Origin of the sequence: Rhizobium sp. CF142 (assembly GCF_000281145.1) — a bacterium.
Classification (GTDB): Bacteria; Pseudomonadota; Alphaproteobacteria; order Rhizobiales; family Rhizobiaceae; genus Rhizobium.
Genome location: NZ_AJWE01000136.1, coordinates 1 through 23868, shown reverse-complemented (window position 1 = coordinate 23868; position 23868 = coordinate 1). Strand labels below are relative to the sequence as shown.

Below are 23868 nucleotides of genomic sequence, written 5' to 3'. Positions count from 1 at the left end.
GGAGAGAGCGATGAAGTTGAAACTGACGACGATACTCTGCACTGCCGCCGCAATCATGGCGACGACGGCGATCGCACATGCCCAGACGGTGCTGAAATGGGCCCATGTCTACGAGACATCGGAACCTTTCCACACGGATTCCCTCTGGGCCGCTGAAGAGATCAACAAGCGTACCAACGGCCGCTACAAGATCGAGGTCTATCCGGCTTCGCAGCTCGGCAAGGAAGCCGATATCAACCAGGGTCTCAAGCTCGGAACGGTCGACATCATCATTTCCGGATCGAGCTTTGCCGCCCGCGACTATAAGCCGATCGGTGTGACCTATTTCCCCTATATCTTCCGCAGCCCGGAACACCTGATCGCCTACACCAAGAGCGACGTCTTCAAGCGCCTGGCCAAGGGTTATGAGGACAAGACCGGCAACCATATCGCAGCCGTCAGCTATTACGGGACGCGCCATACGACGGCCAACAAGTCGATCGCCAAATGCGCCGACATGCAGGGCCTGAAGATCCGCGTGCCTGATGTTCCGGCCTACCTCGCCATGCCGCGCGCCTGCGGCGCCAACACCACGCCAATCGCCTTTGCCGAGGTCTATCTCGCCTTGCAGAACGGCACGGTCGAGGCCCAGGAAAACCCGCTGACGACGATCGAGGCCAAAAAGTTCTACGAGGTCCAGAAGAACATCATCCTGACCGGCCACATCGTCGATCACCTGAATACGGTGATCTCGAAGACGCTCTGGGCGAACCTCTCCGACGAAGACAAGAAGATCTTCGGCGACGTCATGCAGGAAGCTGCCGAGCGCACGACCAAGACTATTGAAGGCAAGGAAAACAGCTTGATCGCCACCTTCAAGGAGAAGGGCTTGAGCGTCACTGAGGTCGATAAGGCCGATTTCGAGAAGACGGTCGCGGAAAAGGTCAAGTTCGAGGACTTCGGCTACGACAAGGCCGATTGGGAGGCGATCCGCGCGATCCAGTAACAGCCCGCGGGCGCGCCGCCTGAGCGCCGCGCGCCCTTCCTTTCCGTCAGGAACAAGGCCGATCATGTCACAAGAAGTCCATACGCAAGTCATTGCCGAAGAAATCGGCCACGAATTCGAAGGGCATGCGCCCACCGCCAATATCTCGGACTACGCCATCGAAGACTGGATCACGCTGATCGTCTTCTGGCTGATGGCCGGTTGCGTCTTCCTGCAGTTCTTCACCCGCTATGTACTGAACAACAGCTATGCGTGGACCGAAGAGATTGCCGTCAACTGCCTGATCGGCGTCGTCTTTCTCGGCGCCGTCATGTGTGTGCGCACGTCGCGCCATATCCAGGTGGACGTCTTCTATCATTACATGCCGGCAGGCCTTGCGCGCGTTCTCGCAACTTTCGTGGACATCGTCCGCATCGGCTTCTTCGCCTATGGCTGCTATCTGATGTGGCGCTACGTGCAGATCGTCGCCGACGAGCAGATGGTCACCGTCGACCTGCCGCGCAACATCGTCTTCTACAGCGTGCTTGCAGCCTTCGTGCTGATGCTGGTCCGCGCGGTGATCGTCTTCATCGCCAATATGCGCCGCGGCTATTCCGTCCTGGAACGCCCCGAAGAATTCCACGCTGTCGAAGGATGACCCGATGCTGCTCTTGCTTGGCTCGTTTCTGCTGCTGATGCTGATCGGCGTGCCTGTCGCGATATCGATGGCCGTCGCCTCCGTTCTCTACATTGTTCTCTATGGCGTTGCGCCCGATATCATCGTCGCCCAGCGCATGATCGCGGGTGTCGAAAGCTTCCCGCTTCTCGCTGTTCCCTTCTTCATCCTTGCCGGCAACCTAATGAATTCGGCTGGTGTCACCGGCCGCATCTATTCCTTCGCCGTCGCGCTCGTCGGCTGGATGAAGGGTGGTCTCGCCCAGGTCAACATCATTGGTTCCGTTATCTTCTCGGGCATGTCGGGCACTGCGCTTGCCGATGCGGCCGGCATCGGCACGATCGAGATCAAGGCGATGAAGGATCACGGCTATCCGGTCGAGGCCGCGGTCGGGGTGACGGCGGCGTCTGCCACGCTCGGTCCGATCTTCCCGCCGTCCTTGCCCTTCGTGATCTACGGCATGATGGCCAATGTCTCGATCGGCGCTCTTTTTATGGCGGGCATCCTGCCGGGCATCGTCATGACGCTGCTGATGATGATCACAGTCGCAGCCTTCGCCTACGTAAAGCGCTGGGGTTCCGATGCGCCCTTCGACGTCAAGCAACTCCTTTCCGCAGGTTTGGAGATCGTCGTTGTCCTGCTGGTGCCGCTGTCGATCTACGTGATGATGCGATCAGGTGTGTCGATGAATGCCGCAGCGGGCATCGCGCTTGTCGTGCTTCTGGCGCTTGACTGGTATTTCCGTTTTTCCGCGGTCATGGCGCTGATGACGCCGGTCATCCTGATCGGCGGCATGACCATGGGTTGGTTCACGCCGACGGAAGCAGCTGTCGCCGCTGTCCTCTGGTCGCTATTCCTCGGCCTCGTGCGCTACCGCACGATGACGTTCTCGACACTCGCCAAGGCGAGCTTCGACACGATCGAGACGACGGCTTCCGTTCTCTTCATCGTCACTGCCGCTTCGGTTTTCGCATGGCTGCTGACGGTTAGCCAGGCTGCGCAGCTTCTGTCCGACGCGATCCTGTCGATCACCGACAACAAGTGGGTGTTCCTGATCCTTGTGAACCTGCTGATGCTCTTCGTTGGCTGCTTTCTGGATACAATCGCGGCGATTACCATCCTCGTGCCGATCCTTCTGCCCATCGTAGCGAAATTCGGCATCGATCCGGTGCAGTTTGGCCTTATCATGACCCTGAACCTGATGATCGGGCTACTGCATCCGCCGCTCGGCATGGTGCTTTTCGTGCTGTCGCGGGTGGCAAAACTATCCGTCGAGCGAACGACGATGGCGATCCTGCCCTGGCTTGCGCCGCTCTTCATCGCCCTGATCCTGATCACCTTCGTTCCCTCCGTATCCCTGTGGCTGCCACAGCAGCTCGGGCTTCTGAAGTAGGAGAGTGCGATGCAGACCCGTCTGGCACGGCTTTATGCGAAGGGCGATCTGCGGATCGAGACTGATTCAGTCGCAGCCCCCGGCCCCGGTGAGGTGCTTTTGAAGATGGCAGCCGCAGGCATCTGCGGCTCCGACCTCCATTATTACCAGGATGGCGGTTTCGGACCGGTCCGGGTTCGCGAGCCGATGATACCCGGTCACGAGGCCGCTGGAACCGTGGAGCAGGCAGGTGAGGGCGTCACCCTGAAGACTGGCACGCTGGTCGCCGTCAACCCGAGCCAGCCGTGCGGTGCCTGCGATTATTGCAGCATCGGCTTGCCGATCCACTGCCTGGAAATGCGCTTCATGGGCAGTGCGATGCGCCTGCCGCATGAGCAGGGCATGTTCCGGGAATGGTTGGTGGTGCCGGCCAAACAATGCGTTGAGGTTGGAGCCTCGACAACGCCTGCGGAAGCGGCCTGCAGCGAACCGCTGTCCGTCTGCCTGCATGCCGCATCGCGCGCACCCGGCATTGCCGGGAAGAAAGTCCTGGTGACGGGTGCCGGACCGATCGGCTCGCTGATGGTTGCGGTTGTAAGGCACTATGAGGCCGCCGAAATCGTCGTCACGGATCTTGCCGACGCGGCGCTCGCACGGGCGAAAGCCATGGGCGCCAGCTGCACGATCAACGTGGCGCGGGATGCAGAGACATTTGCAGAATTCCAGGCAGGAAAAGGCTATTTCGATCTCGTGTTCGAATGTTCTGCTGCCGCCCCGGCCATCCATAGCGCGATTGCGGCGGTCCGGCCGCGCGGCACCATCGTCCAGGTCGGCGTCACCGGCGACGTTCCGGTGCCTCTCAACGCCGTTGTCGGCAAGGAACTGCACATCCATGGAACGCAGCGTTTCCACGAGGAGTTCGCAACCGCCGTCGACCTGATTTCCCGCCGGAAGATCGATGTGCGGCCGATCATCAGCCACAGAATGCCCCTCGAGGATGCCGTTTCAGCCTTTGAAATTGCCGGCGACCGTTCGCTGGCCTGCAAGGTGCAACTGACCTTCCAGTCAGGCTAAACGACGGTCTCGCCGCCATCGACGACGAGGATCTGCCCTGTCATGTAAGAGGAGCGGTCCGAAACGAGAAACAGGATCGGTTCGGCAATCTCCGAAACATCCGCCCAGCGGCCCAGCGGCACCTTCTCGGCGATGTAGCCTTCAATGGCGCTGCGCCCGCCCATCTGCGCGATGAACGGTTCGTTGAATGGCGTGTCGACCCATCCGGGGCAGAGTGCGTTCACGCGAATGCTGAACTTCGCATAGTCGCCCGCCATTTGCCTGGTCATGGCGATGACAGCATGTTTGGTCGTCGTGTAGGCGATCATTTCGCGGTCGTAGAGCACGCCCGACGACGAGGACGTATTGAGGATTACGCCCTTGCCTGCCTTTTTCATGATGGGCACGACGAAGCGCGCGGCCATGAAATGCGCCCGCACGTTCAGGCTCCAGGACTTGTCGAAACCTTCGATCGCAACCTGCTCCAGATCGCCGGCCACCTGCGCGCCCGCGTGATTGTGGAGAATGTCGATCCGGCCGTGACGCGCAGCAACAGCGGCAATGCCGGTTTCAAGCGCCTGATCGTCGGTGACATCGACCACCAGGCTTTCGGCGCTACCGCCCGCCTCGGCAATCAGACCGACGGTCTCTTCGGCATTTGCGAAATTGATATCGGCAACGACGACATGGGCGCCTTCGCGCGCCATGATCTGTGCGCCGGCCCGACCGATGCCCGAGCCTGCGCCCGTGACGATTGCAACGCGATTTCTCAGTATCATGGCATTTCCCCGGTCAGTTTGTCGTTGTCTTTTCGCGCATCAGGAAGCGCGCGATGAAAATGAGGGCAAGCGAGGCGATCAGCACCATCGTGGCGACTGCATTGATCTCAGGCGTCACGCCGCGGCGGATGGAGGCGAAGACATAGATCGGTAGCGTCGTGTTCGAGCCCGCCACGAAGAAGGCGATGATGAAATCGTCGAAGGAAAAGGTGAAGGCGAGCAGAAAGCCCGCCAGGATCGACGGCATGATCTGCGGCAGCACGATCTGTCGGAAGGTCGTGAACGGTGTCGCGTAGAGATCGCTGGAGGCCTCGACGATATCTCGACCGAGGCTCGCAATACGTGCCTTCACGATCATTGTCACCAGCGCCATGGTGAAGAGCCCGTGCGCAGCAATGATCGAGCCGTAACCGAGCGTGAGCTTCGGCGGCTGTTCGCCCGGCCAGAGGGCGGCGATGACAGGATTGATGAAGCCGAAGACTTCGACGAGGGCTACCAGCGTTGCGATGCCGATGACGACACCGGGCACGACGATCGCCGCCGCAAAGAGCCCGTCGAAGATGGCGCGCGTCCGTGCCCCGAGCCGCTCCATGCCGATGGCAGCCATGGTGCCGAAGATCGCTGCAAGGGCGGCGCTGGTAAAGGCGATGATCAGGCTATTGCGCAGCGCCTCCATCAGGAAAGTATTGGCCAGAGCCCGGCCATACCATTGCGTCGAGAAGCCGGTGAACTCGCTGGCATTGCGGCCCGCATTGAAGGAGAACAGCACGACGAGCGCGATCGGTGTGTAGAGGAACAGATAGACAAAGGTGACGAGCGCGCGCATCAGATAAGATCCACCTGCCGCGTACCGGCGACACGCCAAGCGATGCGCATCGCGACGAGCAGGACGATCACGACGACACCGACAAGCGTGACAGCAATTGCCGAACCGAACGGCCAGTTGCGTGATTGCAGGAAGAGATCGACGAGCGCATTGCCGATGAAAAACACCTTGCCGCCGCCCAGAAGCTGCGGGATCAGATATTCGCCGAGAAGCAGGATCGTCACCAGCGCAACGCCGGTCATCACGCCCGGCAGCGATAGGGGCAGGGTAATACCGAAGAAGGTCGAGATAGGCTTCGCGCCGAGGTCGGCCGAAGCTTCGAGCAGCCGGCGATCCAGCTTTTCGAGGCTGACATAGATCGGCATGATCATCAGCGGCAGGTAGCCGTAGACGATGCCGAGCAGCACGGCACCCGGCGTATTGATCAGCCTGACATTTTCGATGCCGACGAATTCAAGCAGATGCGGAATGCCGCGTGCGCCGAGCAGATACATCCAGGCATAGGTGCGCACCAGCAGGCTGGTCCAGAAGGGAACGACGACAAGCGAGACGAGCAGCAGCCGGCGCTGCGGGCTTGCCTTGACCGCGAGGTAGTAGGCGACCGGGTACGCAACGATGAGGCAGGCAGCCGCCCCGATCGGCGCCAGGATCAGTGTATTGACGAAGGCTGCCGACCGCGCGCCGAGATTGGCGAACTGCTCGAAGGTGAAGGCTGGCTGATAACCGCCTTCCGGCGCTCGCTCGCCAAAGGCAAAGACGATGACGGCGATGAAGGGCAGCACCAGGAAGACGAACAGCCAGATACTGGCCGGGCCGACAAGGGCGACGGTGATCAGGCGCCGTTTGGTAGCGTGGGGCAGGGGCATGGCTTTGGTCTTCATCCGCCGGATCAAGGAGCTGAACCGGCTCCCGCAGTAAGCCGCGGGAGACCGGCATTCACAGGTGGTGTCAGGCCGACTTGAAACGCGCCATTAGTTCAGCGCGACCCGGATCGGTGAGCGTGACGGCGGCGCCGAATTCCAGTGGCGTAAGGGCTGCTTCGTCCGGATAGACGATCTTGTTGGACGTGACCTCCTTCGGCAGCAGCGCAATGACGCGGCTGTCGGTGGTCGGCGCACCGTTGGCGATGTGCTCCTTCACCGCATTCTGCGGGTCCATCAGATAGTTGAGCAGCGCGTAGCCGGCAGCCTTGTTCGGCGCATCCTTAGGGATTGCGTAATAGTCGGTCCAGATTTCGCCGCCGTCGGTGCCAAGGATATAGGCAAGCTCCGGCATGTCGCGGTTGAGCTGCGCGCCGTCATTGGTCCAGCACATGGTCAGCCATGCATCGGTCGAACGCATCGACGGCTGATAGTCGGAATTGATGGCGAACAGATGCGGCTTGACCTTGATCAGCAGTTCTTCTGCCTTGGCGAGCTCATCAGCCTTGATCGAATTGAAGTCATAGCCGAGCGAAACAAGCGCGCTGCCGATCGTCGTCAACTGGTAGTCATGCACCATGGCGCGGCCATCGGCTTCGGTCTGGGCGATCTCGAAAAAGTCCTTCCAGCTGGAAAGCTTGGTCTTGATCTTGGACGTGTTGACGGAAAAACCGGTCGTGCCCCAGTTCTTCGGCACGGCATAGGTCTTGCCGTCGATCTGGCCTTCCTTGGTGAAGCGGGGGCTTTCGGTTGCCTGGCTGAAATTCGGGATCTTCGAAAGGTCGAGTTCGTCGATCAGGCCGAGCTTGTGATGGGTCGAGATCGTGTAGTTGGTCGGCACGAAGAGCGACCAGCCGGAGGCGCCGGCCTGCAGCTTGGCGAGCATTTCCTCGTTCGAACCGAAGACGTTGACTTCGACGGCAACGCCGCTTGCCGCCTTGAAATTCTCGAAGGTCGCCGGGTCATGGTAGTTCGGCCATGTGGCGATCGACATCTGCGTGCCGAGATCTTCTGCTGCGTAGGCGGGCGTCGACAACGCACCGGGGAAACGCGACAGTACGGCGGTCGCAAGACCGAGGCCGGTAATGCCGAGGAAGTGGCGGCGGCTGACGGAGCCGCGCTTCAGGCGCATGAACTCGTCCATGAAGCCTTCGGCGGAGATGGGCAGATTGTCCTTATAATCCTTGCTCATGATGCTGTTCCCTTGTTTTGGTTTATGCATTCGATGCTGGAAAGACATGGATGGCGGCAGGGTCGAAGCCGAGGAAAACCTCCTCGCCCGGCTCCACGAGATCGCTCTCGTTCATGCTGCGGCGATCGGCTGTAATCAGGAAGTCGCCAAGCCCCGGTACGCTGACGGCATATTCCGCCGACGAGCCGAGGAAGATGCGGTGCGTCACCGTACCCTTGAACGACGTGCCGGCCGCCACCCTGCGTGTCATATGGATCGCCTCGGGACGGAGTGCAGCGATGACGTCGCCTGACGCCAGCTGCTTGCCGGAGGCGATCGCCGAACCGTCGGCCAGCCGCAGCGTCGTACCATCAGCTTCCATCGCAGCGGTGATGCGGTTGGTCTTGCCGACGAAATCGGCGACGAAAAGATCGGCCGGGCGGTCATAGACTTCCTGCGGGCTGCCGAGTTGACGGATGCGTCCGGCACTCATCACGCAGACGATATCAGCCATCGAAAGCGCCTCTTCCTGGTCGTGGGTGACGAGGACGAAAGTGATGCCGAGTTCCCGCTGCAGGGTCTGCAGCTCGATCTGCATCGCCGAGCGCAGCTTCTTGTCGAGGGCTGCCAGGGGCTCGTCGAGCAGCAGGACGGAAGGCCGGTTGACGATGGCGCGAGCGAGCGCCACGCGCTGTTGCTGGCCGCCCGACATTTCATGGATCCGCCGCTTGGCAAAGCCGCCAAGCCGGACCATTTCGAGCGCCTCTGCGACACGGCGGTCGATCTCCGCCGTCCCGATCCTCGGGCGCATCTGCTTCAGCCCATAGGCGACGTTCTGCTCGACATTGAAATGCGGAAACAGCGCATAGTGCTGGAAGACCATGTTGACGGGTCGGCGATAGGCCGGAACGCCGTTCATCTCGCGCCCGTCGATCAGCACCGTGCCTTCGCTCGGCTGTTCGAAACCGCCGATCATGCGCAGGCAGGTCGTCTTGCCGCAGCCCGAAGGCCCGAGCAGCGCCAGGAACGCACCCTTGGGCACAGTAAGGTTGATGTCCGTTACAGCGGTCACGGCGCCATAGTTCTTGGTGACCGAACGGAATTCGATATCGTTCGTCGAAGCGGATGCCACGTCTGTTCCCTGCGGTTGGTTGGAATGGCAGTCTGTCGCTGCCTTATTGCCACCGTCGTTAAAGAAAGAGTAAGCCTGAGCTTCCTGCGCGGTATATACCCCGAGAGAGGTATTTAGGCGCACAACGTTTCGTGGAAGGTGTATATCCGGGCTGCGTGAAATTGCGCGGTACGGCGAAGGGGAAGGGCTAGTGAGTATCGACCTGGAGACGCTGTTTGCCGCTTTCAATGCCACGGTCGGCAAGTCAGCCATGACGGATGCGGGCTTCGGCGATACGTTCCGCCAGATGATGGCCGCACTCGTGCGCTTCGACTATGTCGTCGTGTTCGCCTATCGCGGAAAAGAGCGGCCCATCGATCTCTACAGCACCTTCGATCGCGATGAGCACGTCGTTTTCGTGACGCTCTATCAGGCCGGTCCTTACCTGCTCGATCCCTTCTATCATACCGCTCGGGAGAGGCGTGAAGGCGCCTTCAGGATGCGCGAGTTGGCGCCGGACCGGTTCTTTTCCAGCGAATATTATCGCACCTATTACGTCCAGACCGGACTTGCCGAGGAAATCGGCTTCTTCGTACCTGTCGATGGCGATATCACGGTCGTGTTGTCACTGATGCGGCGCGAAAAGACCGGCGCTTTCCCGCCCGCCGAATTCGTGACGCTGAAAAAGGTCGAGCCGCTCGTGGCCAGCATGGTGAAACAGTATTGGGCCGGGCTCGCGCCGCGCTTCGATACGCAGCTTGCCGCAAGAGGCAGGAGCCGCCGCAAAAGCGAGGGCATCCCGCGCGCCGATACCGTCTGGCACGACCTCAACCTGACGAGCCGTGAAACGGCCATCGTCGAGCTGGTGCTGCAGGGCCATTCGTCAGAATCGATCGGTCTCAAGCTTAACATCTCGACGGGGACGGTGAAGGTTCACCGCCGCAACGTCTACCGCAAGCTCGGCATCTCCTCGCAGACGCAGCTGCTCTCGCTCTATTTGAAGAATCTGAGCTGATCGATTGCTGCGCGCCCCGGGCTGCTGTTAGGCGCGCGCCTCTGCCTCACGCAGCGAAATCAGCCGTCGTGCCGTCTCGTCCCAGAGGATGAGTTTCACGCAGCTGAGGCTGTCACGAATGTTGATGCGCCCAAGTTTAGCCAACTCCGGATAGTCACGCAGCACTTCCGGCAACCGGTAAAACGGCACTCGGCTCGACAGATGGTGAACATGGTGCATGCCGATATTGGCTGTGATCCATCGCAGAGGACGTGGAAGATCATAATGCGAGGCGCCATGCATGGCGGAATAGGGGAATGTCCATTCCGGAGGCTTGGACCAGTGGGTGTCTTCGAATTGGTGTTGAACATAGAAAAGCCAGACACCGGCCGATCCGGCAAGCAGAACGGTTGGCAAATGGATCAGCAGAAAGGGAACGATCCCGACGGCCCAGATGAGGAGAATGGCAAGTGCAGCAATGCCGGCGTTGGTCGCCATCGTGGAAATCCAGGGCAATGCCCCAGAGCGCATCATGCCGAACGGCAGCCTTTGCTTGAAGAGAAAAAGATAGGCAGGGCCAATGCCGAACATGACCAATGGATGCCGATAGAGGCGATAGGCGAGTTTTCCTCGACCCGTCAGGGCGCGATATTCCTCGACCGTCAGCGTGGTGATATCACCGACGCCCCTCTCATCCAGATTGCCGGCTGAGGCATGGTGCTCCGCGTGCGCGCGGCGCCAATAGTCGTAGGGTGTGAGCGTGAGGATGCCGATCACGCGCCCTGTCCAGTCATCCCACTGACGCCGTCCGAAGAACGAACCGTGCCCGCAATCATGTTGCAGCATGAAGAGCCGCAAAAGGAAGCCGGCGGCCGGGACGACGAGGATTATGCCGAGCCAATAGCCAAAGTGGATCGCAACCCACGCTGCCGCCCAAAAAAGGACAAACGGGATCAGGGTCACTGCCAATTCATACAGGCTTCGGCCTGTATTGGGTTTTCGGTAGTTCGAGAGAATCTTGAGCCAGGCTTTTTCGGCACCGGCGTCTTGGCCGGCCGTCATCGTTGCGTTCATAGTCGGTCGGCGTCTTTCTGTTGGGCAGCGCTGCGGAAGAAATGTTCGGCATGCTGGTAGTCATTTTCTGCGCCGATCCGGTCGCCGGCCAAAGACTTCAGCTCGGCAAACTGAAGGTACTGCTTGTATCGGTCCAGCAGGCGCTGTCTCGATGGTGTAGCACTTCTATTGGGTTGGGCGAAATGGTGATTATTCATGATAAATCCGAACCGCGAGGGTTCGCTCCTGATTGTCTGAAAATGATTGCTTGAGCGCTCTGCGGCGACGATCCGCCATCGCAGCTTGCACCTGATGCCTTGCCTTAGAAGACTGCGGTAGGGGGCGTTAGCGATTGGCCAGGCAGGGTTTCCGCCAGCAGATAGGGTCGTTCTGATCTGGTCTGTATGGGATCCACGCGCAGAAGCAATACTCCACTGCGGCTGCTACAAATCGCTGATGGGAAGGTCGCAAGCACACGTCGGCAATCGGACAACGTAGCCTGATCATCGAGGATACAATGTCCTCGGATGTTTATGGTATTACCGTGGTATTGTGGCTGCATCACGTCCAGGATGTCTCGAAGCTATCCGGATCGAAAGAATTCTGCGGTCGCTTCCCGCACCCGCTGTTGAGCTGGCGATCGACGCAGGCTATCAGGACGGGCAACAAAGTCCCGGTTCCGAGAGACGCATCTGACAATGACCCCTTCATACCTGGTTACGCATTCCGGCGGCTTCCACGCCGATGAGCTGCTTTCGAGCGTCATCCTGACCCGGCTGTTCCCTGAGGCCAGGATCATTCGCAGCCGAAATGTTGAATGGACCACACCGGCCGTCGATCGCATCATCTACGACGTTGGCGGGCAGTATGATCCCGCCGCAGGTATTTTCGACCACCATCAACGTGGCGCGCCCGTGCGTCAGGACGGACGGCCTTACAGTTCCTTCGGCCTGGTTTGGAAACACTATGGGGCCGATTATCTTGCAGCACTGGGAGTGCCCGAAGCGCATATTTCCCCGGTACATGCTTCGTTCGATGCCAAGTTCGTCTTGCCGGTCGATCTGACCGACAATGGTGCACTTGATCCTTCCATCGCAGGCGAACTGGCCGGCCTTACGCTGCCGGCCCTGCTGGAAACCCTGAAGCCCGTTTTCGATGCCAAGGATCCCGAGGCCGATGACAGGGCATTCCATGCCGCCCTTTCGATCGCGCGAAGCTTCGTCGAGGCCGGTATCGCGGCGCAGGATGCCAAGCTGCGCGCCGAAGCCCTCGTTCTCAAGGCGATCAACGAAACAGGCGAGGCGCGCGTCCTCGAACTGCCGGTGGGCATGCCTTTTCGTGCGGCAATTGTAAGGGCGAAGGCCGATCATCTGCTTTTCGTCGTTCACCCCCGCGAAAACGACTGGTGTCTGACCGGTATCCGCCGCGCTGACGAAGGCTTCGAGCTGCGCGCCGATTTGCCTGCATCCTGGGCGGGATTGACCGGCCAGGAACTCGAGCGCGTCTGCGGCGTCGAAGGAGCAACCTTCTGCCACAAAGGCCTCTTCGTCGCAGCGGCAAAAACCCGCGAAGCAGCACTTGCGATGGCACAAATCGCCGTAGACGAGGCGTTGTCGTAGGACGACTACCGTGCGTCGGCGACGTCGTTCCGCGCTTATAAGGAAAGCCGATCCAATGGCCGGCGCCGAAGCGATTTGTCGGTCGGCTTGCACACAGCTTCGCTTGCGATCATGCTCACCGGCATGATGATTGTTGAGCCTATGCAACGTCCTCGTCGACTGCCGGAGAGAAGCTTTCCGCGCTACGCCTATTTGCCCGGCCGAATGCCCCATCCCGTAAGGGATCCGGCAGGGCATAGTTACGGGGTCGAGCCTGCGCCGATTCTTCCGACACTCGATTCCGATGAATTCGCGTGGGGCTCTGACCTTTTCAACCACGGCTATTACTGGGAAGCCCATGAGGCCTGGGAAGGGATCTGGCAGGTCGCGGCGAGACGCAGTGCGCTGCGCACCTTGCTTAAGGGCTTGATCCTGCTCTCTGCTGCCGGCGTGAAGATCCGCGAAGGCAAGCGCGCACCGGCCATGCGTCATGCTGGCCGCGCCGCCGGGCTGTTTCGTCAACTATCGAAAGTCCCGCATGACACCTTTTCGCAGGCACTTGGAATGTCGCCAGCGATGCTTGCTGACAGAGCAGAAGCAGCGGCAAGCGTTCCGCCGGTTTTGCGGACGACCGGGCCGGGACAGCCTGAACCGGTCTACGATTTCATTCTTGGAAATCCACGAAGCTTTGCGCCATAAAGGATTTATTGGCAGCTCTGTTTGAGACAACAACATGGGCAATCGCTATGTGCTCGGTTTTCCGATGATGATGGCCATGGACCCAACGCTCATTGCCCATCGTCAGCGCTCTCATCAAACTTCCATGACGTCTTCAAACGCTTCCGGGAAATTCTGACGTGCTACCTTTTCGTCGATGACGAGCATCGCCTCATAGGACATCGGATCGAAATCCTTGTCCACAGCCACCACTTCTCGTCCAAAGAGCAGGTTGAGCCGAGCCGCGTCCAGATTGCCGCGCTCGAAGGGCTCTGCCCCGAAATGATGCCAGAGCGCATGCAGAAAGGCTGCATCGACCCGGTGCTCTGCCGTGCCGGGTCGGGCACGGCGGGGCAGGGCCTTGATCGGCGTCACGCCCCTGGGATTGGCGCGCCGGATGGTGAACTGAATGCCGCTCCCCGGCATGCCCGATGGAAAGCCGCGATGTTTCGTCATATCGGGAAGATTGGCCATAGCTGCCTCTCCAGCGCAGTGAAATCGTGTCTTGTTTCTTTTAAATGTCGGACTGCCGATGGCGACACCCGCGACCACACGAATAGCGATGTAGACGCCGCTTACGAGCGCTGCAAGGCTCTGTCCATTGAATATTCCGCGACGGAACGTTGAGCGTTATGGCTGCTCAGACGTCTCTGCCATCAAGACGATCGGCGGTACGCCACGCGCAGGCGCCGATGACAGGCTGAATGGCGATACCCGGCGAATTTCACTCGCCGGGTATCAATCGTAAATTTACTCACTTTGGCGTCACGTCGAAGCCGAACCACTTTTCCGACAGCGTCTTGATCGTGCCATCTGCCTTTGCGGCGGCAATTGCGTCGTTGAACATGGCCTTCAACTCGGTGTCACTCTTGCGCAGGCCAACGGAGCTGCCGCGGCCGAGGAAGCCGCCCTGGAAGCGCGGGCCGGTGGTCGTCATATCCTCATTGCCCGGCTTCTCAGAAGCCGTGGTCAGATAGGCCATGGACGCCATGACGATATCGACACGACCGGCTTTGAGATCGAGATCATGCTCTTCCGTCGTCTTGTATTCTCTGACATCGACGACACCCTTCAGATATTTGTCGACGAAGGTCGCTGCGGTTGAGGCCGTCTGCACGCCGATCGTCTTGCCCTGCAGCGCCGGCTTGATCTTCTCGATCTCGGCAGCAGCGCCCGCTTCATCGCTGGCGAGCGAGAAGACTTGGCCCTTTTCAGGCAAGTTTGCGAGATCGCCCGTCTTCGAGGTTGCGAAGGCCTGGCCGGTGGAGCCGTAGGAATCGCTGAAGGCGATAACCTCTTCGCGCTTGGCCGTCGCCGACATGCCGGAGATGATGGCGTCGAACTTGCCGGCGTTCAGCGCCGGGATCATGCCATCGAAATTCTGAACGACGATCTTGCACTCGACTTTCATGTGGTCGCAGAGATATTTGGTCAGCTCGATCTCGTAACCATCGAGCGAACCATCCGGCTTGGTGAAGTTATAGGGCTTGAAGGCGCCTTCGGTGGCGATCGTCACCGTCGTCCACTTCTTGTCTTCGGCATGCGCGATGCCGACCGTCGCGATGATGGCTACGGCTGATGTCGCGGTCAGAACCCTTGAAAAGAACGTCATGTTTTTGCTCCCCTTTTCTTTGTTTGGGCTGAGAAACTATTTGCTGATGAACTGGCGGAAACGGTCCGACCGGGAATTGGCGAAGACCTCCTGCGGCTTGCCGTCCTCTTCGACGACGCCCTGATGCAGGAAGACGACCCGGCTGGAGACATCGCGGGCAAAGCCCATTTCGTGGGTGACGACCAGCATGGTGCGGCCTTCCTCGGCGAGCGCGCGCATGACGCGCAGGACTTCGCCGACGAGTTCGGGATCGAGTGCGGAGGTCGGCTCGTCGAAGAGCATCACCTTCGGCCGCATCGCAAGCGCGCGTGCGATTGCGGCACGCTGCTGCTGGCCGCCGGAAAGATGCGAGGGGTAGAAATTGCGCTTCTCAGCAATGCCGACCTTGGCAAGCAGGGCCTCGGCTTCCTCGATGCATTCCGCCTTCGAGCGGCCGAGCACATGCACCGGCGCCTCGATGACGTTTTCGAGCACGGTCTTGTGAGACCAGAGATTGAAGCTCTGGAAGACCATGCCGAGCTGCGAGCGGATACGGTCGACCTGCCTGCGTTCCGCTGGCCGACTGCCGCCTTTGTGGTCGGCCACCATGCGGATCGTCTCGCCTGCGACGGTCACCTCGCCGGAATTCGGCATCTCCAGAAGGTTGATGCAGCGCAGAAAGGTAGACTTTCCCGAACCGGAAGACCCGAGGATCGATACGACATCGCCTTCATGTGCATCAAGCGAGATGCCTTTCAGGACCTCCATAGGCCCGAAGCTCTTGTGCAGATCCTTCACGCTGAGCGCGATCGGAGAAAGAGGGGCATTCGCCGCAGTCATCGGGCGTCTCCTTCGAGTGCGGATGCGGGGGCGGCCACCGGATGGTGGGGAACAGGTTGGCGCAGATGCGGGCTCAGCCAATATTCGACAAGGTGGACGAGGCGCGTCAGCAGGAAGTTGATCGCCAGGTAAATGGCGCCTGCAACGATGAAGACTTCGATTGCCCGGTAAGTCTCGGAAATGATCTTGGCGGCGACGCCTGTCACCTCCATCAGGGTGATGATCGAGGCGAGCGACGTTGCCTTCACCATGGCGATCATCTCGTTACTGTAAGCCGGCAGCGCCTGTCGGATTGCAAGCGGAAGAACGATGCGACGGAACTGCGTAAGCCGGGGCATGCCGCAGGCGCGCGCCGCCTCGATCTGGCCGAAAGACACAGACTGAAGTCCGCCGCGAATGATCTCGCTGGCGTAAGCGGCCGTATTCATGGTCAGCGCAAGCACGGCGCACCAATAGGGTTCACGCAGGAACGGCCAGAAGATGCTGTGCCTGACCTCGGGAAACTGGCCGAGCCCGTAATAGATCAGGAAGATCTGCACGAGCAGAGGCGTTCCGCGGAAGACGAAGACATAGGCGCGCGCAAACCATTCGAGCACCATGATGCCGGAGAGCCGGCACAGTGCGATCGCGAGCGCCAGGATGGCGCCGAGCGCGATCGAGGTCGCGGCAAGTTGAAGCGTCAGCGGGATGGCGGAAACGAGACTGACGAAGGTTTCGCCGAGAAATTGCCAATCCATCAGCCTCTCCTCACGCCGCGAGAGAAGTGCTTTTCAGCTCGCCTTAGGAAAAGGCCGGAACCGGTTGAAATAATGAGATAGATCGCTCCCGCAACGACATAGAAATCGAAGGGCAGACCGGTCGAACCTGCCGCCACCTGTGTCTGGCGAAGCAGTTCGGCGACGCCGGTGATGGAGACGAGCGCGGACTCTTTCAGAACGACCTGCCAGACATTGCCGAGGCCCGGAAGCGCGTGGCGAAGCGTCAGCGGCGCGACGATACGGCGGAACCGCAATATACGGCCCATGCCGCAGGCAATGGCAGCTTCGATCTCACCGGAATGGACCGCCTTGAACGCCCCACGGAAGACTTCGGTAAATTGCGCACCTGAGGTGACGCCGACAGCAAGAGATCCGGCGAGAAAACCCGGAAAACCGAGGAAACCTTCAGCGCCGAACAGGCGGCCGAGAGCGGTGACGGCGGCGCTGCCGCCGAAATAGAAGAGGTAAATGACCAGAAGATCCGGTATGCCGCGAAGGACCGTCGTATAGGTGTCGGCGGCGATCCGGAGGCTTCGCCCGCCCGATATTTTCGCCCAGGCGCCGAAAGTGCCGATGACAGCGCCGATCGCATAACCGGAAATCGCAACCAGAATCGTCATCCACGCGCCGGCCAGCAGCGCCTTGCCCCAACCATCGGGGCCGAAGCTTATGAGCTCGAGGATGCCGGGCTGGTTCATAGTGACTGCTTCTCCGGCAGCGGTGGCTGAACGTCGTCCGGGATCGGATTGACGAAAGGTGTCCCATCGAGACGGCCCTTCAGGTCCGCCTTGGCTGCCTCGATGAGTGCCGGATTGCCGATCAGGTCGATGACGGTGCTCGCCATGACCTTTGCCGCGTGTTCCGTGCCTTTATGGGCTGCCGGAAGCTTGCCCTGAGCAACCAGCTGCCAGGAGTGACCGGGCGTGCCGATCGCATAGGTCGCGCCGCGCATCTGTACCGTTGGTACGACCCAGCTGACGCTCCCCACATCGGTCGAGCCGACGATTGTGCTGTCGCCGGCATAGAGCGGGAAGATTTCCTCGCAAAGCGGCTGGTCCTTCTTCGGCTTAAGACCGAAGCGTGCGTAGGAAGAGGCGATGTCCTCGGCGCTCATGGTTGCCTGGAATGTCCGGGCAGTGGCGCGGTCGTCTTCATCGAAGACGGGCGGGCCGAGGCGTTCGAGGTTGGCAAACATCAGTTCTTCGAGCGGAACGTTGCCGACGAGATTGGCGTCACCACTGATCACTTCGCTGCGGACCGACGTCTCGGTCATGAGGGCTGCGCCCTCAGCCACCTTTTTGACACGGGCGACGAGCGACAGGAGTTCGGGGAGATTTCGGGAGCGGATGAGATAGCGCACCGTCGCACGGGCCTGCACCACGTTCGGCGCCGACCCGCCTGTATCGGTTACAGCATAATGGACGCGCGCCGTCGAAGGCATATGCTCGCGCATATAGTTGACGCCGACATTCATCAGTTCGACGGCATCGAGCGCGCTGCGGCCGAGATGCGGCGTTGCCGAGGCGTGCGAGGCTCGGCCGGTGAAATGGAAGTTGAGTTCGTTGCAGGCAAGCGAGACCGGGTTATTGACGCCGGCAAAGGCAGCCGGATGCCAGCAAATGGCAATGTCGACGTCATCGAAGATACCTGCACGAACCATGAAGCCCTTGGAGGACCCGCCTTCTTCTGCCGGGCAGCCGTAATAACGCACGCGGCCCTTGAGGCCGTTTGTGGCGAGGAAGTCCTTCACTGCCGCTGCCGCCAGCATCGAACCGGCGCCAAGCATGTTGTGGCCGCATCCATGGCCATTGCCATTTGCCGTCACTTCACGCTTTTCAGCGAGACCGGCCTCCTGGCTAAGCCCGGGCAGTGCATCGAATTCCCCGAGGATCGCGATGACAGGACCACCTTCGCCGGCTTCGCCCATGACAGCCGTCGGCAGTCCCGCAACGCCGCGCTCGACACGAAATCCTTCCGCTTCCAGCTGGCGCGCGTGCTCTTCGGCGGAGCGATATTCTTCGTAATTCGTCTCCGGCATATCCCAGATCCGATCGCTGAGCGCAAAGAAGGCTGCGCTCTTGGCTTCAACGATGTCCCACACGGCTTCCGAGTTTTTCATGGCTTCCAAAACAGCTTCGTCTTACATAGTATCCAAAATTGGCGCCAATTTAGGATACAAAAAATTTATGCGCAATCCGTGTGCACGAATAAATTTTCATCACGGCAAACTGTTCGGGCTGCCTTACGAAAATGCCTCAGCCCGTGGTATCGATGCAGAAAGTCAGGAGAAGTTCGAATGGCGGATGTCATGATGGATTCGGGGCAGGGAGTGTCCAATGGGCGCGACGTGACGGATCTCGTGCTTCAGGATATTCTGGCCGGTGTCCTCTTGCCTGGAACATGGCTGAAGCAGATCGATCTCGAGCGACGTTATAATTGCACGCGGCCTGAAGTGCGCCGGGCTCTCGATCGCCTCGCCCAGAAGAGGCTTGTCGAACATGTGCCGAACCGCGGCTACCATGTCTACGAGCCGGACGGTCGGCGCGCGCGGGAAGTAAGCGAGATCCGCATCATCCTGGAAACCGCCATCGTCGGAACGATCATTCAGAACGCCTCGCCGGCGGACATCGCGAATCTGCGCGGACTGGCAGAGCAGTTCGACTTCATGGTGCTGAATGGCACGATGCTGGAACTCTATGAAGCAAATCTCGCCTTTCACCGCCAATTGCTGATCCTCGGCGGCAATCAGGAATTGGTTGACCTCATCACGGAAATTCGCCAGCGGACCTCATCGGCGCCGGTTTCGCAGTGGCGAACGCGCGCCCGTGTGGAACAGTCGGGCCGGGAGCACCACCTGATGGTCGATGCAATCGAAGCTGCCGATACGGAGGGTCTGAAGGAACTGGTGCGGCAACACATTCTCCAAGGCTAAACGTGACTAACCTATCCCCGCCATTCACTTCGCCGTAGTGGTAACTTGCGGCCACGACCACCCATAAGGCGAGAACGTACCATATGTCTCGGGCTTCGAATTGTAGTCGATAAATTTCCGAACCCGTAACATAGTACCTGCTAGTTTCGATCGTAACCGGTCGAACGGGTTTCGAGGCCATTCGAGCGAAAGGCAACATGACGAGGCCGGGCATGCGAGGACAGCTTCAGCAGGAAATCTTGGATATGCTGGCACGGGGGTCTTCCCTCGAAGACGCCTGCGATCGTATTTGCGAGCATGCTGAACGGCTCGCAGCCGGCGTCATTTGCTCAATCGTGACCGTTGACCGCGAAGGGCTCCTGCATCCCCTGGCGGGGCCAACGATCGCCAAAACCTATTCGGATGCGCTCGACGGAATACCGATCGGGCCTGATGTTGGCTCGTGCGGCACGGCTGCCCATTTCCGCAGGCCGATCGCCGTCACCGATATCTTTGCAGACCCGCTTTGGACGCCCTATCGGCCGCTTGCCGACATCCTTGCGAAAGAACATGGCGTCAAGGCGTGTTGGTCGAGCCCCATCCTGCGCAGCGACGGACGCGTGCTCGGCGCGTTCGGATTTTACTACAAGGAGAATCGCGGCCCCACGCCAGAAGAACGCATGATCGTTGCCGAGTGTCTCGACCTTTGCTCGCTGGTGCTCGAGCGCGAGGAGGTGAAAGCCGATAATCAAAGGCTCGCCTTTTTCGACAATCTCACCGGCTTCGGCAACCGCGCCAACTTTTTGAAAACGCTGGAGGCGGCCGTCGATGGTGCTTCTGCCCCTCATTCGGTTCTGCTCGTCGATATCGATCATCTCGGCCGGGTCAACGACGCCTTCGGGCATGCGACCGGCGACAGATTGATCCTGGAGGTCGGTCAAACGGTTGCACGGATCGCGGCGCCGGCGGCGATCTTCAGGGTGGACGCCGATGAGTTCGCAGTATTGATCGAAAATCGTTCCGCAACGGACCTATCAGCGGTTTCGGCAGAAATTCTACGTGCTATGGAGAACCGGACGCCGCAGCGCGACGAACATCTCCTGCCGGTCTCGGTCACGTGCGGGGGCGCAACCTTCGAACCGTCCGGGCCACCCGACGTTCCGACCTTTCTGCAACATGCAAATCTCGCACTCCACCATGCCAAGCAGACAGCCAGAGGCGGTTTTGTGCTTTACAGCGACGATCTTGCCGGGGCGATCGCAAACCGGTTTCGTGCGCTGCAGACAGTGACGAGCGCCTTGGCCGAAGATCGGATAGAGGCGCATTACCAACCGATTGTCAGCCTTCCAACGCAGGAAATCGTTGGCCTTGAGGCTTTGTGCCGCATTCGTACGGACGGTGGCCAGATCCTTTCACCCGGCGCGTTTGCCGAGGCGCTCCAGGATCCGTCGGTGGGCTATCTCCTGACAGACCGGATGCTGGAGCAGGTCGCCCGCGACATCCGATACTGGCTCGATCTCGGGCTCTCGTTTCAATATGTCAGCGTCAACGTATCGATGGCGGATTTCAATCAGGGAAATCTCTGCGAGCGGATCAAAAGCGTTTTTGCCCGCCACCGCACGCCCCTCAAGCATGTCGTGCTCGAGGTCACCGAAACGGTCTATATGGATGAAAAAGACGGGAAGGTCGCAAAAGCGATCGAGGAGCTTCGAAGGGAAGGGCTGCTTGTGGCGCTTGATGATTTCGGCACAGGGTATGCCTCGCTCACGCATCTGCTGAATTTCCCCGTCGACATCATCAAGATTGACAAGACCTTCATTGACCGGATGTCCGACGGACCCGGCGCAGTCATCGTTAAAGCCCTTCTCGACATGTCGATCGGACTTGGTACACGGATTGTGGCCGAAGGTGTGGAAACGGAAGATCAGGCAGAACGTCTGCGGCGCCTCGGATGCCCCTATGTGCAGGGATATCTGTTCGGCCGTCCGGTTGACCGCGACCGGGCAACGGAAGCGTTGCGGGCCGAGGCTCCCCTTCGGCAAGCAAGGCGAAGCGAAAACTCAAGCGGCCCGTGACCTTGATACGCTGACGATCAGGCGCGTCAGATAACGCGACTATTGTGACCACAACTGAGCTGCGCTCACTCTGCAGCCTCGTTGTGGCGCTCGAGATAATTCCCCTTCAGGAAGGACTGGTAGGCGTCTGCAATGCCCTCCTTCAGGCCTATCTTCGGTGACCAGCCGAGCGCGCGGAGCTTGTCGGCGCTCATGAGCTTGCGTGGCGTGCCGTCCGGTTTGCTGAGGTCCCGCGTGATCTCGCCTTCGAATCCGATGACCTCTGCGACAAGTCCTGCCAATTCCAGGATGCTGATGTCTTCGCCTGAGCCCACATTCACGTGACTTTCGGCGGAATAGGTCTTCATGAGATGGATGCAGGCGTCGGCGCAATCATCGACATGCAGGAACTCGCGCAGCGGCGTTCCTGTGCCCCAGATGCGTATTTCCTGCTCGCCATTGAGCTTGGCCTCATGCGCCTTGCGTATCAGCGCCGGCATGACATGGCTTGAATCGAGGTCGAAGTTGTCGCCTGGCCCATAGAGATTGGTGGGCATGGCCGAGATGAAATCCTTGCCATGCTGTTTTCGGTAGGCAGCGCAAAGCTTCAGTCCGGCAATTTTGGCGATCGCGTACCATTCATTCGTGGGTTCGAGCGACCCGGTGAGAAGCGCCTCTTCGACGATCGGCTGATCGGCGAACTTCGGGTAGATGCAGGACGAACCCAGGAACATCAGCTTTTCGACGCGAACTTTACAAGCGGCGTGGATGACGTTCGCCTCGAGGATAAGGTTGTCGTAGAGGAAGTCGGCCGGATAGGTATCATTGGCGAGAATACCGCCGACCTTCGCAGCCGCCAGAAAGACGGCATCGGGACGGTTTTTCCCCATCCATGCCTCCACCTGATCCTGCCGCCTCAGATCGACCTCGGCGTGCAGGGCCGTCAAGATCTCACAGCCCTCGGACGCGAGACGCCGCACGATCGCAGAGCCCACCATGCCGCGGTGTCCCGCGACATAGACTTTTTTTCCGGCAAGGCTGTAGATGACCTCAGGCATGGACCAGGCCCTTGTTCGCACCGACCAAGGGAACATTGCGGGCCATGACTTTCAGGTCCTCGCGAACCATCTCCGCAACCAGCTGGTCAAGACTGATCTCGTTTTTCCAGCCGAGCTTTGTATGCGCCTTTGTCGGATCTCCGAGCAGAAGGTCGACTTCAGTGGGCCGAAAATAGGCCGGATCGACCTCCACCACGCAGCGGCCGGATATCTTGTCGTACCCCTTTTCCTCGGCACCTTCCCCACGCCAATCAATCGGCATGCCTACCCTGGCAAAGGCCTTCTCGACAAAAGAGCGAACCGAATGCGTTTCGCCGGTCGCAAGAACATAATCCTCCGGTTCGTCCTGCTGCAGCATCAGCCACATGCCGCGGACATATTCTCGTGCATGTCCCCAATCGCGCTTGGCATCCAGATTGCCGAGATAGAGCCGGTCCTGCAGGCCGAGATGGATGGCAGCCGCCGCCCGGGTGATCTTGCGGGTCACGAAGGTTTCGCCACGGATCGGGCTTTCATGGTTGAACAGGATGCCGTTCGAGGCATGCATGCCATAAGCCTCGCGATAATTCACGACGATCCAATAGGCATAGAGCTTGGCAGCCGCGTAGGGGGATCGAGGGTAGAAAGGCGTCGTTTCGTTCTGCGGGACCGCCTGAACTTTGCCGTAGAGTTCGGAGGTGGATGCCTGATAGAAACGGGTCTTCTTGGTCAGGCCCAGTAGGCGAATAGCTTCAAGCAGCCGCAGAGTGCCCGTCCCATCCGCGTTGGCGGTGTATTCCGGCGTCTCGAAAGACACCTGGACGTGGCTTTGTGCGGCAAGATTGTAGATCTCGTCGGGCTGCGTTTCCTGGACGATCCGGATGAGGTTTGTCGCGTCGGTCATATCTCCGTAGTGCAGGATGAAGCGCGGATTCTCGACATGAGGATCCTCGTAGAGATGCTCGATGCGATTGGTGTTGAAGGACGACGAACGCCGCTTGATGCCGTGAACAATATAGCCCTTGTCCAGGAGCAACTCGGCCAGATACGCACCATCCTGACCTGTTACGCCGGTAATCAGTGCAACTTTCCTGTCATGTCTCATTCCGGTATCCATGATCGCTCTCCAACTCGAATACTAACGCTGTTTCTGGGAAGTCGATGCTGCAAGAGACGGGCGTTATGCCGCCCCATGCAGGTGCAATGCCTCGCCGAATGCCATCGACAGGCGGTATTTCGGTGTTTGAACGGCGGTTCCCGCCTTGCCTGTGATGCGGGTGATCGAAACGTCTGGCCCTCATTTTTGCATCCCCAGATACGGGTGCAGCCAACGCAGGGTGAACCATGCCGCGATCGGCGATGTCTCGAAATTCTGATAGGTCATCAACGACCTTGCGTACAATTCGGAGTCACGGAAGTTATATTTGGCGTGCTGTTTGGGTT

General features: G+C 59.7%; 24 protein-coding genes. 9 read left to right on the top strand and 15 right to left on the bottom strand.

Annotated features, from left to right (window positions below; genetic code table 11):
- The first annotated feature begins 10 nt into the window (after positions 1-10).
- The 4 genes from PMI11_RS34480 to PMI11_RS34465 all read left to right on the top strand — a co-directional run bounded on the left by PMI11_RS34480 (position 11) and on the right by PMI11_RS34465 (position 4086).
- Positions 11-985: a sialic acid TRAP transporter substrate-binding protein SiaP gene (locus PMI11_RS34480; protein ID WP_007826891.1), complete on the top strand. Its 975-nt coding sequence runs from the start codon at positions 11-13 to the stop codon at positions 983-985.
- Between the two features lie 64 nt (positions 986-1049).
- Positions 1050-1622 carry a TRAP transporter small permease gene (locus PMI11_RS34475; protein ID WP_007826889.1) on the top strand — a complete coding sequence of 191 codons (573 nt, stop codon included), beginning with the start codon at positions 1050-1052 and terminating at the stop codon, positions 1620-1622.
- Between the two features lie 4 nt (positions 1623-1626).
- Positions 1627-3033, top strand: coding sequence for a TRAP transporter large permease (locus PMI11_RS34470; protein WP_007826887.1), 1407 nt, complete (start codon positions 1627-1629; stop codon positions 3031-3033).
- Between the two features lie 9 nt (positions 3034-3042).
- A complete protein-coding gene (locus tag PMI11_RS34465; protein ID WP_007826885.1) occupies positions 3043-4086 on the top strand; it encodes an L-idonate 5-dehydrogenase in 1044 nt (347 codons plus the stop codon).
- Here the strand turns inward: PMI11_RS34465 and PMI11_RS34460 are convergent.
- The 5 genes from PMI11_RS34460 to PMI11_RS34440 form a co-directional block, all read right to left on the bottom strand.
- Positions 4083-4844, bottom strand: coding sequence for an SDR family NAD(P)-dependent oxidoreductase (locus PMI11_RS34460; protein WP_007826883.1), 762 nt, complete (start codon positions 4842-4844; stop codon positions 4083-4085). The genes PMI11_RS34465 and PMI11_RS34460 overlap by 4 nt on opposite strands.
- 13 nt (positions 4845-4857) lie before the next feature.
- The gene (locus PMI11_RS34455) at positions 4858-5670 is read right to left on the bottom strand and encodes an ABC transporter permease (RefSeq protein ID WP_007826881.1); all 813 of its coding nucleotides are present in this window, start codon (positions 5668-5670) and stop codon (positions 4858-4860) included.
- Complete coding sequence (locus tag PMI11_RS34450; protein WP_007826879.1) at positions 5670-6536, bottom strand: ABC transporter permease; 867 nt, start codon at positions 6534-6536, stop codon at positions 5670-5672. Before PMI11_RS34450 ends, PMI11_RS34455 begins: the two co-directional genes overlap by 1 nt.
- 82 nt (positions 6537-6618) lie before the next feature.
- Positions 6619-7782, bottom strand: coding sequence for a polyamine ABC transporter substrate-binding protein (locus PMI11_RS34445; protein ID WP_007826877.1), 1164 nt, complete (start codon positions 7780-7782; stop codon positions 6619-6621).
- A gap of 22 nt (positions 7783-7804) precedes the next feature.
- Positions 7805-8893: an ABC transporter ATP-binding protein gene (locus PMI11_RS34440; protein WP_037072680.1), complete on the bottom strand. Its 1089-nt coding sequence runs from the start codon at positions 8891-8893 to the stop codon at positions 7805-7807.
- Between the two features lie 190 nt (positions 8894-9083).
- Here PMI11_RS34440 and PMI11_RS34435 point away from each other — a divergent pair, with 190 nt between their 5' ends.
- Positions 9084-9887, top strand: coding sequence for a helix-turn-helix transcriptional regulator (locus PMI11_RS34435; RefSeq protein ID WP_007826873.1), 804 nt, complete (start codon positions 9084-9086; stop codon positions 9885-9887).
- Between the two features lie 27 nt (positions 9888-9914).
- Here the strand turns inward: PMI11_RS34435 and PMI11_RS34430 are convergent, their stop codons facing one another.
- On the bottom strand, positions 9915-10940 hold the full coding sequence (locus PMI11_RS34430; protein ID WP_007826871.1) for a fatty acid desaturase: 1026 nt from the start codon (positions 10938-10940) through the stop codon (positions 9915-9917).
- Entirely contained in the window at positions 10937-11137 is a 201-nt protein-coding gene (locus PMI11_RS37560; RefSeq protein WP_007826869.1) for a DUF4167 domain-containing protein, read from the bottom strand. Before PMI11_RS37560 ends, PMI11_RS34430 begins: the two co-directional genes overlap by 4 nt.
- A gap of 480 nt (positions 11138-11617) precedes the next feature.
- On the opposite strand from PMI11_RS37560, the gene PMI11_RS34420 reads away from it, so the two are divergent.
- On the top strand, positions 11618-12538 hold the full coding sequence (locus PMI11_RS34420; protein ID WP_007826866.1) for an MYG1 family protein: 921 nt from the start codon (positions 11618-11620) through the stop codon (positions 12536-12538).
- 75 nt (positions 12539-12613) lie between these two features.
- Positions 12614-13216, top strand: a complete 603-nt coding sequence (locus PMI11_RS36135; RefSeq protein WP_244430754.1) for a DUF309 domain-containing protein — start codon at positions 12614-12616, stop codon at positions 13214-13216.
- 114 nt (positions 13217-13330) lie between these two features.
- Here PMI11_RS36135 and PMI11_RS34410 read toward each other — a convergent pair whose 3' ends face one another.
- The 6 genes from PMI11_RS34410 to PMI11_RS34385 all read right to left on the bottom strand — a co-directional run bounded on the left by PMI11_RS34410 (position 13331) and on the right by PMI11_RS34385 (position 18542).
- Positions 13331-13708 carry a hypothetical protein gene (locus PMI11_RS34410; protein WP_007826858.1) on the bottom strand — a complete coding sequence of 126 codons (378 nt, stop codon included), beginning with the start codon at positions 13706-13708 and terminating at the stop codon, positions 13331-13333.
- 280 nt (positions 13709-13988) lie between these two features.
- A complete protein-coding gene (locus PMI11_RS34405) occupies positions 13989-14846 on the bottom strand; it encodes a transporter substrate-binding domain-containing protein (RefSeq protein ID WP_007826856.1) in 858 nt (285 codons plus the stop codon).
- A 36-nt stretch (positions 14847-14882) separates the two neighbouring features.
- Positions 14883-15665, bottom strand: a complete 783-nt coding sequence (locus PMI11_RS34400; protein WP_007826854.1) for an ABC transporter ATP-binding protein — start codon at positions 15663-15665, stop codon at positions 14883-14885.
- Positions 15662-16402, bottom strand: coding sequence for an ABC transporter permease (locus PMI11_RS34395; RefSeq protein ID WP_007826852.1), 741 nt, complete (start codon positions 16400-16402; stop codon positions 15662-15664). Before PMI11_RS34395 ends, PMI11_RS34400 begins: the two co-directional genes overlap by 4 nt.
- Entirely contained in the window at positions 16402-17121 is a 720-nt protein-coding gene (locus PMI11_RS34390) for an ABC transporter permease (RefSeq protein ID WP_007826850.1), read from the bottom strand. Before PMI11_RS34390 ends, PMI11_RS34395 begins: the two co-directional genes overlap by 1 nt.
- A complete protein-coding gene (locus PMI11_RS34385; RefSeq protein ID WP_007826848.1) occupies positions 17118-18542 on the bottom strand; it encodes a M20 family metallopeptidase in 1425 nt (474 codons plus the stop codon). The genes PMI11_RS34390 and PMI11_RS34385 overlap by 4 nt, the downstream gene beginning before the upstream one ends.
- 177 nt (positions 18543-18719) lie before the next feature.
- Here PMI11_RS34385 and PMI11_RS34380 point away from each other — a divergent pair, with 177 nt between their 5' ends.
- Together PMI11_RS34380 and PMI11_RS34375 are read left to right on the top strand one after the other, a co-directional pair.
- Complete coding sequence (locus tag PMI11_RS34380; protein WP_007826845.1) at positions 18720-19355, top strand: GntR family transcriptional regulator; 636 nt, start codon at positions 18720-18722, stop codon at positions 19353-19355.
- Positions 19356-19600: 245 nt separating this feature from the next.
- On the top strand, positions 19601-21409 hold the full coding sequence (locus PMI11_RS34375) for a bifunctional diguanylate cyclase/phosphodiesterase (protein WP_162137089.1): 1809 nt from the start codon (positions 19601-19603) through the stop codon (positions 21407-21409).
- Between the two features lie 65 nt (positions 21410-21474).
- On the opposite strand, the gene PMI11_RS34370 is transcribed toward PMI11_RS34375, so the two are convergent.
- Both PMI11_RS34370 and gmd read right to left on the bottom strand, forming a co-directional pair.
- Positions 21475-22446 (bottom strand): GDP-L-fucose synthase, encoded by a 972-nt coding sequence (locus PMI11_RS34370; protein ID WP_007826843.1) that lies wholly within the window; start codon positions 22444-22446, stop codon positions 21475-21477.
- Entirely contained in the window at positions 22439-23542 is a 1104-nt protein-coding gene (gene gmd / locus PMI11_RS34365; protein WP_007826842.1) for a GDP-mannose 4,6-dehydratase, read from the bottom strand. Before gmd ends, PMI11_RS34370 begins: the two co-directional genes overlap by 8 nt.
- Positions 23543-23868 lie beyond the last annotated feature (326 nt).

Coding starts and splice junctions, on each gene's coding strand:
- PMI11_RS34480 (WP_007826891.1), top strand. CDS start 11: ATGAAGTTGAAACTGACGACGATACTCTGCACTGCCGCCGCAATCATG.
- PMI11_RS34475 (WP_007826889.1), top strand. CDS start 1,050: ATGTCACAAGAAGTCCATACGCAAGTCATTGCCGAAGAAATCGGCCAC.
- PMI11_RS34470 (WP_007826887.1), top strand. CDS start 1,627: ATGCTGCTCTTGCTTGGCTCGTTTCTGCTGCTGATGCTGATCGGCGTG.
- PMI11_RS34465 (WP_007826885.1), top strand. CDS start 3,043: ATGCAGACCCGTCTGGCACGGCTTTATGCGAAGGGCGATCTGCGGATC.
- PMI11_RS34460 (WP_007826883.1), bottom strand. CDS start 4,844: ATGATACTGAGAAATCGCGTTGCAATCGTCACGGGCGCAGGCTCGGGC.
- PMI11_RS34455 (WP_007826881.1), bottom strand. CDS start 5,670: ATGCGCGCGCTCGTCACCTTTGTCTATCTGTTCCTCTACACACCGATC.
- PMI11_RS34450 (WP_007826879.1), bottom strand. CDS start 6,536: ATGCCCCTGCCCCACGCTACCAAACGGCGCCTGATCACCGTCGCCCTT.
- PMI11_RS34445 (WP_007826877.1), bottom strand. CDS start 7,782: ATGAGCAAGGATTATAAGGACAATCTGCCCATCTCCGCCGAAGGCTTC.
- PMI11_RS34430 (WP_007826871.1), bottom strand. CDS start 10,940: ATGAACGCAACGATGACGGCCGGCCAAGACGCCGGTGCCGAAAAAGCC.
- PMI11_RS37560 (WP_007826869.1), bottom strand. CDS start 11,137: ATGAATAATCACCATTTCGCCCAACCCAATAGAAGTGCTACACCATCG.
- PMI11_RS34420 (WP_007826866.1), top strand. CDS start 11,618: ATGACCCCTTCATACCTGGTTACGCATTCCGGCGGCTTCCACGCCGAT.
- PMI11_RS34410 (WP_007826858.1), bottom strand. CDS start 13,708: ATGGCCAATCTTCCCGATATGACGAAACATCGCGGCTTTCCATCGGGC.
- PMI11_RS34405 (WP_007826856.1), bottom strand. CDS start 14,846: ATGACGTTCTTTTCAAGGGTTCTGACCGCGACATCAGCCGTAGCCATC.
- PMI11_RS34400 (WP_007826854.1), bottom strand. CDS start 15,665: ATGACTGCGGCGAATGCCCCTCTTTCTCCGATCGCGCTCAGCGTGAAG.
- PMI11_RS34395 (WP_007826852.1), bottom strand. CDS start 16,402: ATGGATTGGCAATTTCTCGGCGAAACCTTCGTCAGTCTCGTTTCCGCC.
- PMI11_RS34390 (WP_007826850.1), bottom strand. CDS start 17,121: ATGAACCAGCCCGGCATCCTCGAGCTCATAAGCTTCGGCCCCGATGGT.
- PMI11_RS34385 (WP_007826848.1), bottom strand. CDS start 18,542: ATGAAAAACTCGGAAGCCGTGTGGGACATCGTTGAAGCCAAGAGCGCA.
- PMI11_RS34380 (WP_007826845.1), top strand. CDS start 18,720: ATGGCGGATGTCATGATGGATTCGGGGCAGGGAGTGTCCAATGGGCGC.
- PMI11_RS34375 (WP_162137089.1), top strand. CDS start 19,601: ATGCTGGCACGGGGGTCTTCCCTCGAAGACGCCTGCGATCGTATTTGC.
- PMI11_RS34370 (WP_007826843.1), bottom strand. CDS start 22,446: ATGCCTGAGGTCATCTACAGCCTTGCCGGAAAAAAAGTCTATGTCGCG.
- gmd (WP_007826842.1), bottom strand. CDS start 23,542: ATGGATACCGGAATGAGACATGACAGGAAAGTTGCACTGATTACCGGC.